16 protein-coding genes are annotated in these 13,344 nt (G+C 59.7%); 6 read left to right on the top strand and 10 right to left on the bottom strand.

Annotated features, from left to right (window positions below; genetic code table 11):
* Positions 1-17: 17 nt before the first annotated feature.
* Positions 18-1,256, bottom strand: coding sequence for an aspartate kinase (locus tag AC2FLO_RS16250; protein WP_480488466.1), 1,239 nt, complete (start codon positions 1,254-1,256; stop codon positions 18-20).
* A gap of 165 nt (positions 1,257-1,421) precedes the next feature.
* On the opposite strand from AC2FLO_RS16250, the gene AC2FLO_RS16245 reads away from it, so the two are divergent.
* On the top strand, positions 1,422-1,778 hold the full coding sequence (locus AC2FLO_RS16245; RefSeq protein ID WP_480488468.1) for a hypothetical protein: 357 nt from the start codon (positions 1,422-1,424) through the stop codon (positions 1,776-1,778).
* On the opposite strand, the gene AC2FLO_RS16240 is transcribed toward AC2FLO_RS16245, so the two are convergent.
* The 5 genes from AC2FLO_RS16240 to AC2FLO_RS16220 all read right to left on the bottom strand — a co-directional run bounded on the left by AC2FLO_RS16240 (position 1,772) and on the right by AC2FLO_RS16220 (position 4,834).
* Positions 1,772-2,410: an SDR family oxidoreductase gene (locus tag AC2FLO_RS16240; RefSeq protein WP_496753027.1), complete on the bottom strand. Its 639-nt coding sequence runs from the start codon at positions 2,408-2,410 to the stop codon at positions 1,772-1,774. The genes AC2FLO_RS16245 and AC2FLO_RS16240 overlap by 7 nt on opposite strands.
* A gap of 3 nt (positions 2,411-2,413) precedes the next feature.
* A complete protein-coding gene (locus tag AC2FLO_RS16235; protein ID WP_496753028.1) occupies positions 2,414-2,869 on the bottom strand; it encodes a DUF1178 family protein in 456 nt (151 codons plus the stop codon).
* Between the two features lie 72 nt (positions 2,870-2,941).
* Positions 2,942-3,403: an NUDIX hydrolase gene (locus AC2FLO_RS16230; RefSeq protein ID WP_480586196.1), complete on the bottom strand. Its 462-nt coding sequence runs from the start codon at positions 3,401-3,403 to the stop codon at positions 2,942-2,944.
* Between the two features lie 140 nt (positions 3,404-3,543).
* Positions 3,544-4,287 (bottom strand): EcsC family protein, encoded by a 744-nt coding sequence (locus AC2FLO_RS16225; protein WP_267363077.1) that lies wholly within the window; start codon positions 4,285-4,287, stop codon positions 3,544-3,546.
* A 52-nt stretch (positions 4,288-4,339) separates the two neighbouring features.
* Positions 4,340-4,834 carry a GNAT family N-acetyltransferase gene (locus AC2FLO_RS16220; protein WP_496753029.1) on the bottom strand — a complete coding sequence of 165 codons (495 nt, stop codon included), beginning with the start codon at positions 4,832-4,834 and terminating at the stop codon, positions 4,340-4,342.
* 72 nt (positions 4,835-4,906) lie between these two features.
* Here AC2FLO_RS16220 and AC2FLO_RS16215 point away from each other — a divergent pair, with 72 nt between their 5' ends.
* Positions 4,907-5,512 (top strand): flavin reductase family protein, encoded by a 606-nt coding sequence (locus AC2FLO_RS16215; RefSeq protein WP_496753030.1) that lies wholly within the window; start codon positions 4,907-4,909, stop codon positions 5,510-5,512.
* Positions 5,513-5,647: 135 nt separating this feature from the next.
* Here the strand turns inward: AC2FLO_RS16215 and AC2FLO_RS16210 are convergent, their stop codons facing one another.
* On the bottom strand, positions 5,648-7,282 hold the full coding sequence (locus tag AC2FLO_RS16210) for a SulP family inorganic anion transporter (protein WP_496753031.1): 1,635 nt from the start codon (positions 7,280-7,282) through the stop codon (positions 5,648-5,650).
* Positions 7,283-7,447: 165 nt separating this feature from the next.
* Between AC2FLO_RS16210 and AC2FLO_RS16205 the strand changes: the two genes are divergently transcribed.
* The 3 genes from AC2FLO_RS16205 to AC2FLO_RS16195 all read left to right on the top strand — a co-directional run bounded on the left by AC2FLO_RS16205 (position 7,448) and on the right by AC2FLO_RS16195 (position 9,889).
* Positions 7,448-8,008, top strand: a complete 561-nt coding sequence (locus AC2FLO_RS16205; protein ID WP_496753032.1) for an invasion associated locus B family protein — start codon at positions 7,448-7,450, stop codon at positions 8,006-8,008.
* 66 nt (positions 8,009-8,074) lie between these two features.
* Complete coding sequence (locus tag AC2FLO_RS16200) at positions 8,075-8,947, top strand: S-methyl-5'-thioadenosine phosphorylase (RefSeq protein ID WP_480898735.1); 873 nt, start codon at positions 8,075-8,077, stop codon at positions 8,945-8,947.
* Positions 8,948-9,259: 312 nt separating this feature from the next.
* Positions 9,260-9,889, top strand: a complete 630-nt coding sequence (locus AC2FLO_RS16195) for a LysE family translocator (protein ID WP_496753033.1) — start codon at positions 9,260-9,262, stop codon at positions 9,887-9,889.
* An 8-nt stretch (positions 9,890-9,897) separates the two neighbouring features.
* On the opposite strand, the gene AC2FLO_RS16190 is transcribed toward AC2FLO_RS16195, so the two are convergent.
* Positions 9,898-10,071, bottom strand: coding sequence for a hypothetical protein (locus AC2FLO_RS16190; protein ID WP_209505622.1), 174 nt, complete (start codon positions 10,069-10,071; stop codon positions 9,898-9,900).
* Positions 10,072-10,396: 325 nt separating this feature from the next.
* Here AC2FLO_RS16190 and AC2FLO_RS16185 point away from each other — a divergent pair, with 325 nt between their 5' ends.
* Complete coding sequence (locus AC2FLO_RS16185) at positions 10,397-10,936, top strand: adenine phosphoribosyltransferase (protein WP_209505620.1); 540 nt, start codon at positions 10,397-10,399, stop codon at positions 10,934-10,936.
* Positions 10,937-10,978: 42 nt separating this feature from the next.
* Here the strand turns inward: AC2FLO_RS16185 and AC2FLO_RS16180 are convergent, their stop codons facing one another.
* Positions 10,979-12,394, bottom strand: coding sequence for an FAD-binding oxidoreductase (locus AC2FLO_RS16180; RefSeq protein ID WP_496753034.1), 1,416 nt, complete (start codon positions 12,392-12,394; stop codon positions 10,979-10,981).
* A gap of 38 nt (positions 12,395-12,432) precedes the next feature.
* Positions 12,433-13,251 (bottom strand): MBL fold metallo-hydrolase, encoded by an 819-nt coding sequence (locus tag AC2FLO_RS16175; RefSeq protein ID WP_480484384.1) that lies wholly within the window; start codon positions 13,249-13,251, stop codon positions 12,433-12,435.
* Positions 13,252-13,344: the final 93 nt, after the last annotated feature.

Raw genomic sequence — 13,344 nt, 5'->3', positions numbered from 1 at the left:
ACCCTTGGCCGATCAGCTCAGGCCGCCTTGTCCAGTTCAAAGGCATCATGCAGTGCCTGAACGGCAAGTTCCATGTATTTCCTGTCGATAAGAACGGAAATTTTGATCTCGGAGGTTGTGATGACCTTGATGTTGATCCCCTCATCCGAGAGTATCTTGAACATTTTGGCCGCGACACCCGATTGCGAGCGCATACCGATTCCCACCACCGAGACCTTGCAGACACCGGTATCGGCGACCAGTTCGGCATAGTTGAGCTCGCCCTTGTCCTTGATCGCCAGCAGCGCTTTTTCGGCACGAACCACCTGATCGGTGGGGCACGAGAAGGTCATGTCCGTGCGCCCCTCGTCCGAGATGTTCTGCACGATCATGTCGACATTGACGCCCTCATCGCTGAGCGCGGTGAAGATGGTCGAGGCGATACCGGGACGGTCCGCCACCGAAACGACGGTCATCTTGGCCTCGTCACGGGAATAGGCCACACCGGCCACAACATTGGATTCCATGATATCCTCCTCGTCAACGACCAGCGTACCGGCCTCGTCGGATTGTTCTTCGAAACTTGAAAGAACGCGCAGTTTTACTTTGTAGCGCATCGCCAGCTCGACCGAGCGGGTCTGCAGCACCTTGGCGCCCAGCGACGCCAGTTCGAGCATTTCCTCGAACGAGATCCTGTCCAGCTTGCGCGCCTTTTCGCAGATGCGCGGATCGGTGGTATAGACGCCGTCCACGTCGGTATAGATGTCGCAGCGTTCCGCACCAAACGCGGCGGCAAAAGCCACGGCAGTGGTGTCAGAGCCACCCCGGCCCAGCGTGGTGATGCGGCCTTCGGGGCTGAGCCCCTGAAACCCGGCTACAACGGCCACTTTCATGCCTTCGCCGAATTTCTGGTTGATGTTCGTGGTCGGGATATCTTCGATCCGGGCCTGGCTGTGCGCGCTGGTTGTCAGCAGCGGCACTTGCCAGCCCTGCCAGCTGCGCGCAGGAACATCCATTTCCTGCAATGTCAGCGCCATCAGCCCAGCGGTGACGTTTTCGCCCGAAGATACAACGGCATCGTATTCGCGTGCATCAAACAGCGGCGAGGTCTCGTTCACCCAACCCACCAGCTCGTTGGTTTTGCCCGACATGGCCGAGACGATGACGATCACGTCATAGCCCTTGGCAACTTCGACACCGATGCGCTTGGCAGCACGGCGGATGCGGTCCAGGTTGGCGACCGAAGTGCCGCCGAATTTCATAACGAGTACGGGCATGGGGGCAAATGTCTCCGCGCCTTGGATTAGAGGTCCCGAGCCTCATAAGCGAGGGGCACCCCAAGAGCAAGAGCGCAAACAGGACCCGCCTGTGGCACAGGGCCGCTTTACATTGCGCAGGTGCGGTGTCAGCCTGCGAGTAACAACCAAATCAAGAGGTTCCCCATGTTTCGCCTAGCCCTTGCCGTTACTTTGTTGTCATCGCCTGCATTGGCGCAGGTTGCCAGTGTGGCCGGCACGGACGGAAAGAATGCACTGGGCAAGGTGCCCTGCGCCGCAAATGCCGGTGACCCGATGCAAAGCTGCAATGCAGAGCTGCGCCGCCATGATGACGGCACAACGACGCTGGCCGTGGCTTTGGGGGGTGGCAAGGTGCGCAACATCTATTTCAAGGATGGTGCGCCGGAGTCCAGCAGCTCGACCTCGAAGATGACTTATGAAACGCTGGGTGACGTGCTTGTGGTCTATATTGAACCCGGTGAGGTCTATGAAATTCCCAAAGCGGCGCTGACCGGTCAGTAAGCGTGCGCCTGCCCGTCATAGGTTTCAAAACAGCCGGTAGAGCTGATTGACAGGGCCTCAAAGCGTTCCATCAGGCCCGAGACGGCCTGATCGACATCAATATCGGCGGCCGCGCCGCCCATGTCGGTTTGCACCCAGCCCGGATGATAGATACCCACGGCGATCCCGTCGGCTTTCAGATCCATCGCCAGATTCCGCCCCAGGTTCAACGCCGCCGCCTTGGAGGCGCGGTAGATATAGCTGCCCCCCGGCGCCCGCGTATGGGACGCCATCTGCGACGAGATGATCGCGACCTTGCCGCCTGCGGCGCGCAGATTGGGCAACAAGGCCTGAACGGTCAGGAAAACGCCGGTCACGTTGGTGGCAAAGCTTTGCGCCCACATTTCGGCGGGGTAGTCGTCGATCGTGTGCCCCTTGTCCAGATAGACCCCGGCATTGCAGATCAGAAGATCAACGGGCTGGTCTTTTAGCTGTTCGGCCATTGCTGCCTGTTGGGCCGGGTCCGACACGTCCAGACGGACCTGTGCACTGCCATCGCGTGCGGTTCCGGTAACCGCGTCACCGCGGGTGTCGTAGCGCGTGGCAAGGGCGCGGCCGATACCGCGATTGGCACCGGTGATCACGACATGCATGGATCAGTTGGTCTTTCTGCTGGGCAGAAACGGCAGCGGTGCCACCGGCACGCCATCTTCGATCAGCGATTTCGCCTCATCCGGTCTGGCTTCACCATAGATCGAACGCTCTGGCGCCTCTCCCAGATGCATCTTGCGCGCTTCGCTTGCAAAATCCTTGCCAACGTAGTCCGAGTTCTTTTCGACATGGCGGCGTATTTCGGCCAGAACTTTCTCGATCTCGGGCGAAGGGGTGGCGACGTTGATCCGTTCATTGGATGCAGGCGCGTTTTCGGGCTTTCCCTGCGCATTCCGGGCCGGTCGGACACGCGGTGTCATGATCGCCTTCGCAACCTGCGTACATCCGCAGATCGCGCAGGTCACCATCTTGGCAGAGGCCAGCTTGTCAAAGGCTTCTGCGGATTGAAACCAGCTGTCGAATGTGTGGCCTTCACTGCATTTCAACGCGTATTGAATCATGTTCAGTCCAAAATTACGATTGGCGAATAGATACCGACCAGACCGACAATATCAAGCCTCTCTGGCGCTATCTTAATGCGTATGGGTCTTAAAGTCGCGTAACAATTCGGCAAGCTCGGGTGATCTGACCTTTTGGGCCGCGCACTCAGGTGCAAACCACTTGCGCCTGCGCTCGTGCTTTTCGGGGAAGTCCTGCGACATTACCTGTACATGCAGCGCAAAAACATCGACCAGAATCAAGGTCGGGGGCTGATTTGGGCGGTGCTTGAGGTGCAGAAACTGCCCCAGCCCCGCTTTGCTGCATCGCCCCGTCACGCCCGCTTCTTCCCAGGCTTCCTGCACTGCGGTTTCTGATGGGGTCAGGCCGGGGATGAGCCACCCTTTGGGGACAATCCAGCGCTGGGCCCGGCGTGTCGTGATCAGCAAAACCTCTGGCTGGCAACGCCGTATCCGGTAACACAGGGCAGAGGATTGCCGCAAAACAGGGTGTTCCGCAGTCTCAGCCAATTCACGCAGTACCGGTCTTGCATTCATTGCGCGACGCACCTTTTGTTCGGGCAAAGGACCCGTTGGCGTTATAGGCCCGCAGGACACGCCTATTTAGCGCCCTTCCCTTGAGAAACTACCATATGAAGTGGTGTCCGCCAAGTCCGGCGTGATGGCGCATTTGTTGATCACATACGGGCTGACAGCTGTTTCACCAGCTCGTCATGCGGGATATCGGCATCAACCGCCAATCTTCGCAGGCCGAAATGCACGCGCGCGATTTGCTGGTAATAACGCGAATAGACATAGTTCGTTCCACCACCGGCCAACGCGCCGAGCACCGGGACGGACTGTGCCGCCAGTTTTTGCCCCAGCACGATCGAAAAGCGTGGTGCCACTGCAGCAATCAGACGCTGCATGGCCGGACCCGTCAGTGTCAGGCGCACCGAGAAAAAGCCAAGATCCGCACCGTCATCATGCGACAGCGGGCCCGATGCGGACAGAACCCGCACACAGTCGAACTTTACGTTCTCGGCAGACGGATCGAAACCTTCGCGCGCGGCGGCCCCCTGAATGGCGCGCAACAGCATGGCGGTTGTTGCAGGCAGCTCCATCAGGGCTGTTGATACACCGCCCAACCCGCCGGCCGCGCCCATGGCCGTGGCAAGCGCGGTATTGACCCAGGGCTGCTGATCAGGGATCGCACGCCGGGACCCCTGAGCCGCGTGCATCGCAAGCCACAGCGCCTGCTCGGTAGCCCCTGTCAGGCCGTTCCGAACCGGATCGGGCAATTGCTCGAGCAGTGACTCGGCTGATCCGCCCAGCTTGTTCAGCAGTTTGACACCAGCCCCTCCGGCAGATCGGTAATAACCCGCCAAACGATCCAGTTCAGCCTCGGCATCCACGTTTTCGACAAGAACCACGTTCTGCATGTGCGTCCTCCTGCCTATCAACATCGGCGTTAAGCCACGCCGATTCAATAGGTCAGCGGGTCCAGCGGGTGACGGCCCCCTGAACTCCGGACCAGACACCGGGCATCAGTTCCAGCCCCAAAACCCGGTCCGGGTTGGTGGGCGGCGGCATCTCGACATCCTGCAGCCGCGCAAAACCAAATCGCCTGTAATAGGGTTCGTCACCGACCAGCATGACCCGCTGCCACCCGCGCTTACGCCCGGCTTCGACACCGGCATGGATCAGATAACCGCCCAGACCCTCGCCCTGGTGGGTTGGGTGTACGGCAACCGGGCCTAGCAGCAATGCGTCGTGTTCACCGACATGGACCGGCCAGAAGCGGATCGCCCCGGCCAGAATGCCCTGACCGTCGCGCGCGACCAGTGACAGGTCAGAAACCGGCGGCACATCATCGCGCAACCGGTAGGAAGACAACGCCTCACGGCCCGGCGCAAAGCACAGGTCATAGAGGGCTTCGACCTCCCACCAATCGTCCGGCTCTTCTGGCCTGATCCCGAATTGCTGCACACCCGCCCTCTTTTCCTTGCTGGAAATCGCCCTAGCACTTCGTTACGCCTTGGGCAAACGCTTGGAGATATGATGTTCTACCGCCCCGAAGACGGCCACGGCCTGCCGCACAACCCGTTCAACGCCATTATCACGCCACGCCCGATCGGCTGGATCTCGACCCGTGATGCGGATGGGATCAACAATCTGGCACCCTATTCCTTTTTCAACGGGGTTGCTTACACACCGCCGCAGGTAATGTTTGCCACAACCGGCACGAAACACGATCAGATCGGCGGCAAGGACAGTATCGCCAATATCGAGGCGACAGGTGTATTCTGCGTGAATGTTGTAGCCCTAGCGCATCAGGATGCGATGAACGCCAGCTCGGCCTGCCTTCCCAAGGAGGTGGACGAGTTTGCCCATGCCGGATTAACCCCGGTCGAATGTGAAACCATTCCCTGCGCCCGCGTACAAGGCGCCCCGGCGGCGTTGGAATGCAAGTTGACCCAGATCGTCACTCTGCCCGGCGCGGCCAACCGCGTCGTGTTCGGCGAAGTAACAGGCGTGCATCTGCTCGACGACCACATCCGAGAGGGCAAGTTCGACGTAACCTCGTTCAAACCTCTGGCACGGCTTGGGTACCGAGACTATTCGGTCGTGTCCGAGCTGTTCTCGCTCAGTCGCCCGGATGATTGAGGTTGTCGGGGGCTCTGCCCCCACCGCCCGTTCCGGGCGGCTCCCCCGGGATATTTTTTGGCCAGATGAAACAGGGATCCTTCATTCATCTGGCTTCAAATATCCCGGTGCGCGAGGCAGAGCCTCGCAAAAGGATCAATGCCCGCCCAGAATGCCGGTACGGACCGAGTAATCGACGGCAAGTTCGTAATCCGGGTCATCGTCACTGTCGACCATCAGGTGGCCTGCCTTGTTCAACAGCTTGTGACAATCCCGGCTCAGGTGGCGCAACATGACGCGTTTACCTGCTGCCTCGTATTTGGCCGCGATATTTTCGATGGCTTGCAACGCCGACTGGTCCACCACACGGCTTTCAGCGAAATCGACGATGACGGTTTCCGGGTCATTCGGCACATCGAAGAGTTCGATAAAGCCATCCGATGACCCAAAGAACAGCGGCCCCTGGATTTCATAGACCTTCGCCCCTTTTTCGGTCGCGGACTCACGGGTGACGGCGTGGATGCGCTTGGCGTTGTTCCAAGCATAGGCCAGAGCCGACACGATGACACCGACCACAACAGCAACCGCGAGGTCTTCCATCACTGTCACGACGGTGACCAGAACGATGACAAAAGCGTCAGTCAGTGGAACCTTGCGCAGGATCTTGAACGAGTTCCACGCAAAGGTGCCGATGACCACCATGAACATCACCCCAACCAGCGCGGCCAGCGGGATCTGCTCGATCAGCGGTGAAGCGAACAGGATGAAGGTCAGCAAAAACAGCGCCGCAGCGATCCCGGCGATACGGGTCCGGCCACCGGATTTCACGTTGATCATCGACTGACCGATCATCGCGCAGCCACCCATGCCTCCGAAAAAGCCGGTCACGATATTCGACGCACCCTGGGCGATACATTCCTGAGACGCCCCGCCGCGCTTGCCGGTGATTTCGCCCACAAGGTTCAGGGTCAGAAGGGATTCAATCAGACCAATCGCGGCCAGAATGACAGCGTAGGGCAGGATGATCTCGAGCGTGCCCCAGTTCAGCGGAACCATCGGGATGTGGAAGGCAGGCAGACCACCTTCGATCGAGGCCAGATCACCGACGCGCGGAACATCCAACCCCAGACCGATCACCAGCGCAGCGACAACCAGAATACCGGCCAGAGGCGCAGGAATGATGCGCGTGATGCGCGGCACCACCCAGATCACCGCCATGGTCAGTGCCACAAGGCCCAGCATGGTGTATAGCTGCGCACCCGAGAGCCATTCTCCACCGCCCATGCCGTGACCGGTGTTTTCCATGGTACCCGGCACCTTGAACTGGCCCATCTGGGCCAGAAAGATCACGATGGCCAGGCCATTCACAAAACCCAGCATCACCGGGTGCGGCACCAGTCGGATGAAGCGGCCCCAGTGCATCGCTCCGGCGATAACCTGGAGGATCCCCATCAGAACCACCGTCGCGAACAGGTATTCGACCCCATGTTCGGCCACCAAAGCCACCATGACGACCGCCAGCGCGCCCGTCGCGCCCGAGATCATGCCGGGTCGCCCGCCGATCAGCGCGGTGATGAGCCCCACAAGGAAAGCGGCATAAAGGCCCACCAGCGGGTGCACGCCTGCCACAAAGGCAAAGGCCACGGCCTCGGGCACCAGTGCGAGGGCCACGGTCAGGCCGGACAGCAGCTCGACCCGTAGGCGAGAGAAGGTCAGCCCCTCATCCGGCACCCAGCGCAGATCGGGTATGGCGATACGGTTGGCAAAACTTGCCAGCAAGGCTCGGGGCATTGGACAGTCCTATAGGATTTTATGTTCGCGCGAAGGGGTCGTTGTAGCGGGCGCGTCGCTGTTAAGCCACCGCAGGAGGTGGGATGCAGCCATGCGCACAGCGCATAACTCACCTCTCGGCAACGTGATTTGCGGCACCCGGATCAAGCACCCAAATGTGAGTTCATGCGTTGGATTGCCCTCATATTTCTATCGGCCCTGCCCGCCTTTGCACAGGACTTGCAAGGGAATGACACGGCTGGAAACTGGCGTGTCACGCACCATGAAATTTTCGGCATCTGGAATTCAATTTGTGACGAGCGTGAAGAAGCCGGTACTTTGGTGCAGCGCTGCTACATAAGGCGCGCCGAGGTGTTTTCCTTGCGTCCGAAATTTGCGGCGCAATTCATGTTCATCACACCTGAACCAGATGGTTTCAAAATCGAGTTCGGGATTGAGCCCGGCACCTTCTTCAGCCCTTCTGGATTCCGCATAGAGAAAGATCAGGATGTGATCTGGCGCACGCGGCGCCCCGGGTGCCTGACAGGGTTCAGCTGCACATTCGAGGATCATCGCGCCTACGGCCTGCTGGATGCCATGCTGAACGGGGATGCGTATCGTTTTGAGTTTCGTGACAGGCATGGTCAATCGCAGGATCTGACGTGGCCGCTGGATGAGTTTGGAGCCGCGTGGGCGGATTTCAATACGCAATCTCAACAGCGTAACCTGCTGGTGCAACAGGAATAGACCTCTTGTCAATTTCGGGCCGAACCCGCACAAATTCAATATCAGTATCTCATGCGGAGCAGGACAGTGACCCAAACCAGGATTGCCGTTATCGGCGGATCAGGCATCTATGACATCGATGGGCTGGAAAATGCGGAATGGGTCAGTGTCGATACCCCTTGGGGGGCGCCCTCGGATCAGATTCTGACCGGGTCGCTGGACGGTGTCGCAATGGCCTTTCTGCCGCGCCATGGGCGCGGGCATGTGCATTCACCGACCGATGTGCCCTATCGCGCCAATATCGACGCGCTGAAACGGCTTGGTGTGACGGATGTGATCTCGGTCTCGGCCTGCGGGTCGTTTCGCGAACACATGGCACCGGGTGACTTTGTCATCGTCGATCAGTTCATCGACCGGACATTTGCGCGCGACAAGAGCTTTTTCGGAACAGGCTGCGTGGCCCATGTCAGCGTTGCGCATCCGACCTGCCCGCGCCTGTCGGACGCCTGTGAAACCGCAGGCAAGGCTGCCGGTATCACGATCCATCGCGGCGGCACCTATCTGGCGATGGAAGGGCCGCAGTTTTCGTCTCTGGCGGAATCGAAGATGTATCGCGAGCAATGGGGCTGCGACGTGATCGGGATGACCAACATGCCCGAAGCCAAGCTCGCCCGCGAAGCCGAGCTTTGTTATGCCTCAATCGCGATGGTCACCGATTTTGACAGCTGGCACCCGGATCATGGCGAGGTGGATGTGACCACCATCATTGCGACCCTGACCGGCAATGCCGACAAGGGCCGTGCACTGGTCAAAGGCCTTCCCGTCCTGTTGGGGACCGACCGCGCGCCCTGTCCGCATGGCTGTGACCGGGCGCTAGAATATGCCATCCTCACCGCGCCCGAAAAGCGCGATCCGGTGCTGCTGGCCAAACTGGACGCGGTGGCGGGGCGGATTCTCTAGGTTCCGCGCGACGCATCAGGCATCATCGCCGCCAGCAGTTCGGGTTCCCGGATCACGTTATGCAAGCGTCCAAGCATGACATCGACCCTGCGCCCGTAACTGTCCGGGCACAGGGGATGCGGGTTCTTTCTGCCGGATACTCGCCGCAAGAATGCGACGGTTGTGAAGGATCGCACTGGTATCAGTTTTCGTGCAAGTCTGGGCCTGATCGGACTGATTTGACGGGCCCGAAAGCTGGTCGCCATGAAAATTGTCAAGCACCGGTAGTTTGGCTATAGCGATACCAAAGGAACATATCGCGAGCAGACCCTTATGTCTCTGGAACTCTGGCTGGCCTTTGTTGCCGCATCCACCGCCTTGCTCTTGATCCCGGGCCCGACCGTGCTGTTGGTGCTGAGCTATGCGCTGTCCAAGGGGCGCAGCGTTGCCGTGGCCTCGGCCACAGGGGTCGCTGTGGGGGATCTTGTGGCGATGACCGCATCTTTGTCGGGGCTAGGCGCGCTTGTTCTGGCCTCGGCCACCTTGTTTTCCGTCCTTAAATGGGTCGGTGCGGCCTATCTGGTCTGGCTTGGGGTTAAACTGCTGCGCAGCGCCCCGGCAAGTGGCCTGGGAACGGTCGCGACCGGGCGGGATGTCACCCCCGGCAGCGTGTTTGGACATGCGGCCGCTGTCACAGCACTGAACCCGAAATCCATCGCCTTTTTCATCGCCTTTGTGCCGCAGTTCCTGCGCCCGGCTGAACCACTGGGGCCGCAATTTGCCATCCTGATTGCCACTTTTGTCGGACTGGCCTGGCTGAATGCGCTGGCTTATGCGTTGCTGGCCGAACGGCTGCGGCGTCTGATTGGCCGCGCTAGCGTGATCACCGGCATGACGCGGTTTGGCGGGCTGACTCTGATCGGGATGGGTTTCGCCACGGCGGTTCTGCGCCGCCCGGCCTGACCCCTTCTTCAGTTTTCGGCGTTTTCCTTCATGAACCCGCGGATAAACCGGCGGATTTCGCGGGCAGCTGATGTATCCAGCTCCCTGCACAACTCGACAAACGCGTCGCGTTCATCCTTGTCCAGACGCAGAACCAGCTGGCTGTTTTTCTTCGTCGATCCCTTGCCGTCTTTCTTTGGCACGCGCGTTGCTCCTAGCAAATGCTCGTTAATTTAGGCGATGCATTGTGTATACATAGCATAGTGATTGTCGTTATCGGGCACTTAACAGCACCGGAACAGAAATGGCAATGAACCTTCAAACCGTCTGGGGCCTTTCTTTTGCGAGATCAACGCAAATGCACAAGCCGCACCTGTCTTGGCCACCTGCCACGCTTCACCGGTATTACGGATTGCCCAAGGCTGTGGTTTCGTGCCGCTAGTGATCGCGTGAATGAATTGTTCCTTGCATGGCTAACCCTCTTGGGCCAAACACGTTTTGGTATTTGAAGCGGAAAAGGGTTGGTTCATGTCAAGGAACAAGACTGTCAAAGACTACATCCGGACGATTGTCGACTTTCCGCATGAAGGAATTCTGTTTCGCGATGTGACGACGCTGTTTGCCGATCCGCGCGGATTTCGGATGGCCATTGACCAGATGCTGCACCCCTATGCCGGGGAACGCATCGACAAGGTTGTCGGCCTCGAGGCGCGGGGCTTTATCCTTGGGGGGGCGATTGCGCATCAGCTGAGTCTGGGCTTCGTACCGATCCGCAAGAAAGGCAAGCTGCCCGGCACAACGATCAGCCAGGACTACAAGCTGGAATATGGTGAAGCGATCGTCGAGATCCACGATGACGCCATCCAGCCAGGCGAAAAAATCCTTGTCGTTGACGACCTTCTGGCCACAGGCGGCACTGCGGCGGCGGGCATCAAACTGATCGAGCGTCTGGGCGGTGAGATCGTCTCATGCGCGTTCATTATCGACCTGCCTGACCTCGGCGGGCGCAAAGTATTGGAAGATATGGGCATGGACGTGCATGTCCTGTGCGAATTCGAAGGGCTTTAACGCGGCAACCTTCGGATTACTTAACAAGAGTCAGAGCCGGGTTCACGCCTTCAGCACCGCGCCGGGATTCATGATGCCAAAGGGGTCCAGCGCCGCCTTGATGGTCCGCATTGCATCCAGCTTTACCGGATCGCCATAGCGTTCCAGATCGTCCGTTTTCATGCGGCCCACGCCGTGTTCCGCGCTGACCGAACCGTCAAAGGCATGGACCAGATCATGCACGACCCGCTTGACCACGGCGCTCTGACCCTCAAAATCCGACCTGCCCTGCCCCTTGGGGGGAAAGACGTTGTAATGCAGATTGCCATCCCCAAGATGGCCAAAGCAATTGATCCGGAACGGCCCGAGACCGGAAACCACCTTTTCCCCTTGGCGCACAAATTCCGGAATTTCTGAGATCGGGATCGAGATATCATGGCTCGACACCGAGCCGATCAGGCGGTTGGCCTCGGGGATACGCTCGCGCACGGCCCACAACTCATCGCGTTGCGCCTCGCTTTGCGCAATCACGCCATCCTGCACCAGCCCAAGCGCTTGCGCGCGGACAAAGATATCCTCCAGCGCGTCGGACGGAGACTGCCCTGTGGCCAGCCCCAATTCGATCAGAACGCTCCACTCTGGCGGCGTCTTAAACGGTTGCCGGACGTCCGGCAGAACCTCAGACAAGAACTTCAGCCCCTGCCAGTGGATCAGTTCGAAAGTGCTGACAGCCTCGCCCACGCGATCCCGTGCCAGCGCCAGCAGGGAAATGGCGGCTTCGGGTGACGCTACCTGAAACATCGCCGTCCCGATCGCGGCAGGCCGGGGAAACAGCTTGAGCGCGGCTGCGGTTATGATCCCCAGCGTGCCCTCGGCCCCGATCAGCAGATTGCGCAGGTCATAGCCTGTGTTGTCCTTTCGCAACCGGCTGAGACCCTGCCAGATTTGACCGTTGGGCAGAACGGCCTCGAGCCCAAGGCACAGGTCGCGCGCATTGCCATAGCGCAAGACGTTGACGCCCCCGGCATTGGTGGACAGGTTGCCCCCGATCCGACAGGATCCCTGCGCCGCCAGCGTCAAGGGAAACAGGCGGTCTTGCGCCTCGGCCGCGGCTTGGACGTCCTGCAAAATGGCGCCGGCCTCGGCAATCAGCACGTTTTCGGTGGGATAGACGGACCGGATGGCGGTCATCCGTTCCAGCGAAATCACAAGGGGCGCTGGCCCATGCGGCTTCACCTGCCCCCCGACCAGACCGGTTCCGCCGCCATAAGGCACCACCGGAACACGCATTTCGGACGCCACCTGCACCAGTACCGAGACCTCCTCGGTTGTGCGGGGCAAGGCCAGTAGGCCAGCCTGTCCGGCAAATCGCCCGCGCGGCTCTTCCAGATACCGGTCAGCCACCGGGCGCAGCACCTGATCGCCCAGTTTCGAGCGGATCAGCGTGGCAATGCGGTCATCAGCGGGGTTCAGACTCATACGCTTTCAATGCCCAACCGATCCTGCCACGGCAAGCCTTATTCCAGATCAATCAGATAACGCGGCTCCAGCACAACAACCGTTGGACGGTCCGGCAAGTCACGCAGAGAGACGGTGATCTCGGACACGCCGTCACGTTCAACCGGGAACTCATCCCGGATATCCACGAGGAAGCGATCAAGCGAAAACTCCGAGAACCAGTGCATCGGAATGATCACCGAGCTTTTCAGCCGCTTCAGAACCGAGATCATGTCGGGCAAGGGCATGGTTGTTCCGCCATCGACGGCGGCCATGACCACATCCAACCGACCCAGCGCAGCAAACTGTTCGTCTGACGGTACATGATGCAAATGTCCCAGATGGCCGATACACAGCCCTTCGACCTCGAACACGAAGATAGAATTGCCGCGCTCCTCAACTCCGCCATAGGCCGAGCGGATATCGGTCGGGACATTGCGTATCAGCATCTCGCCCAGATCCAGGTGATGTTCGATCCCCTGCCCGAACTCTCCCCATCCCGGCAGGACATGCGGGATCGCCGGGTCGGGATGCGCCGTCCAATGGGTGTCATGGGCATGGTTCATTGTCACCACATCGGGAATCAGATCGGCACCCCCGATGAACCCGGTAAAATCGGTCACCACATTCAACCCGCCACGGGTCTGGATCATAAAGGCGGCATGCGCGACATAGCTGATGCGCACCGAAAACTCCGGTACCGGGTCCTGCCACGCAGCTTTGTGCAGATATTCGATCCCCGGCGCAGCATCGGCGATAGCGATACAATGGCTCGGCCGCCGCTCCTGCGCCACGGCCTCGCCCGAAATCACCATCAATGCTGCAACCAACCAGCGCATACCCGAAGTGTAGCGCAGATCGCCACCAAGTCATGCCCCTTGTTCATCTGGCCGAAAATATCCCGGGGGAGGCGCGGCTTGCCGCGACGGGGG

This window comes from Ruegeria sp. TASC047, from assembly GCF_059612445.1.
Note: the sequence above shows the minus strand (reverse complement) of the source record. Positions and strands in the feature narration are given on the sequence as shown.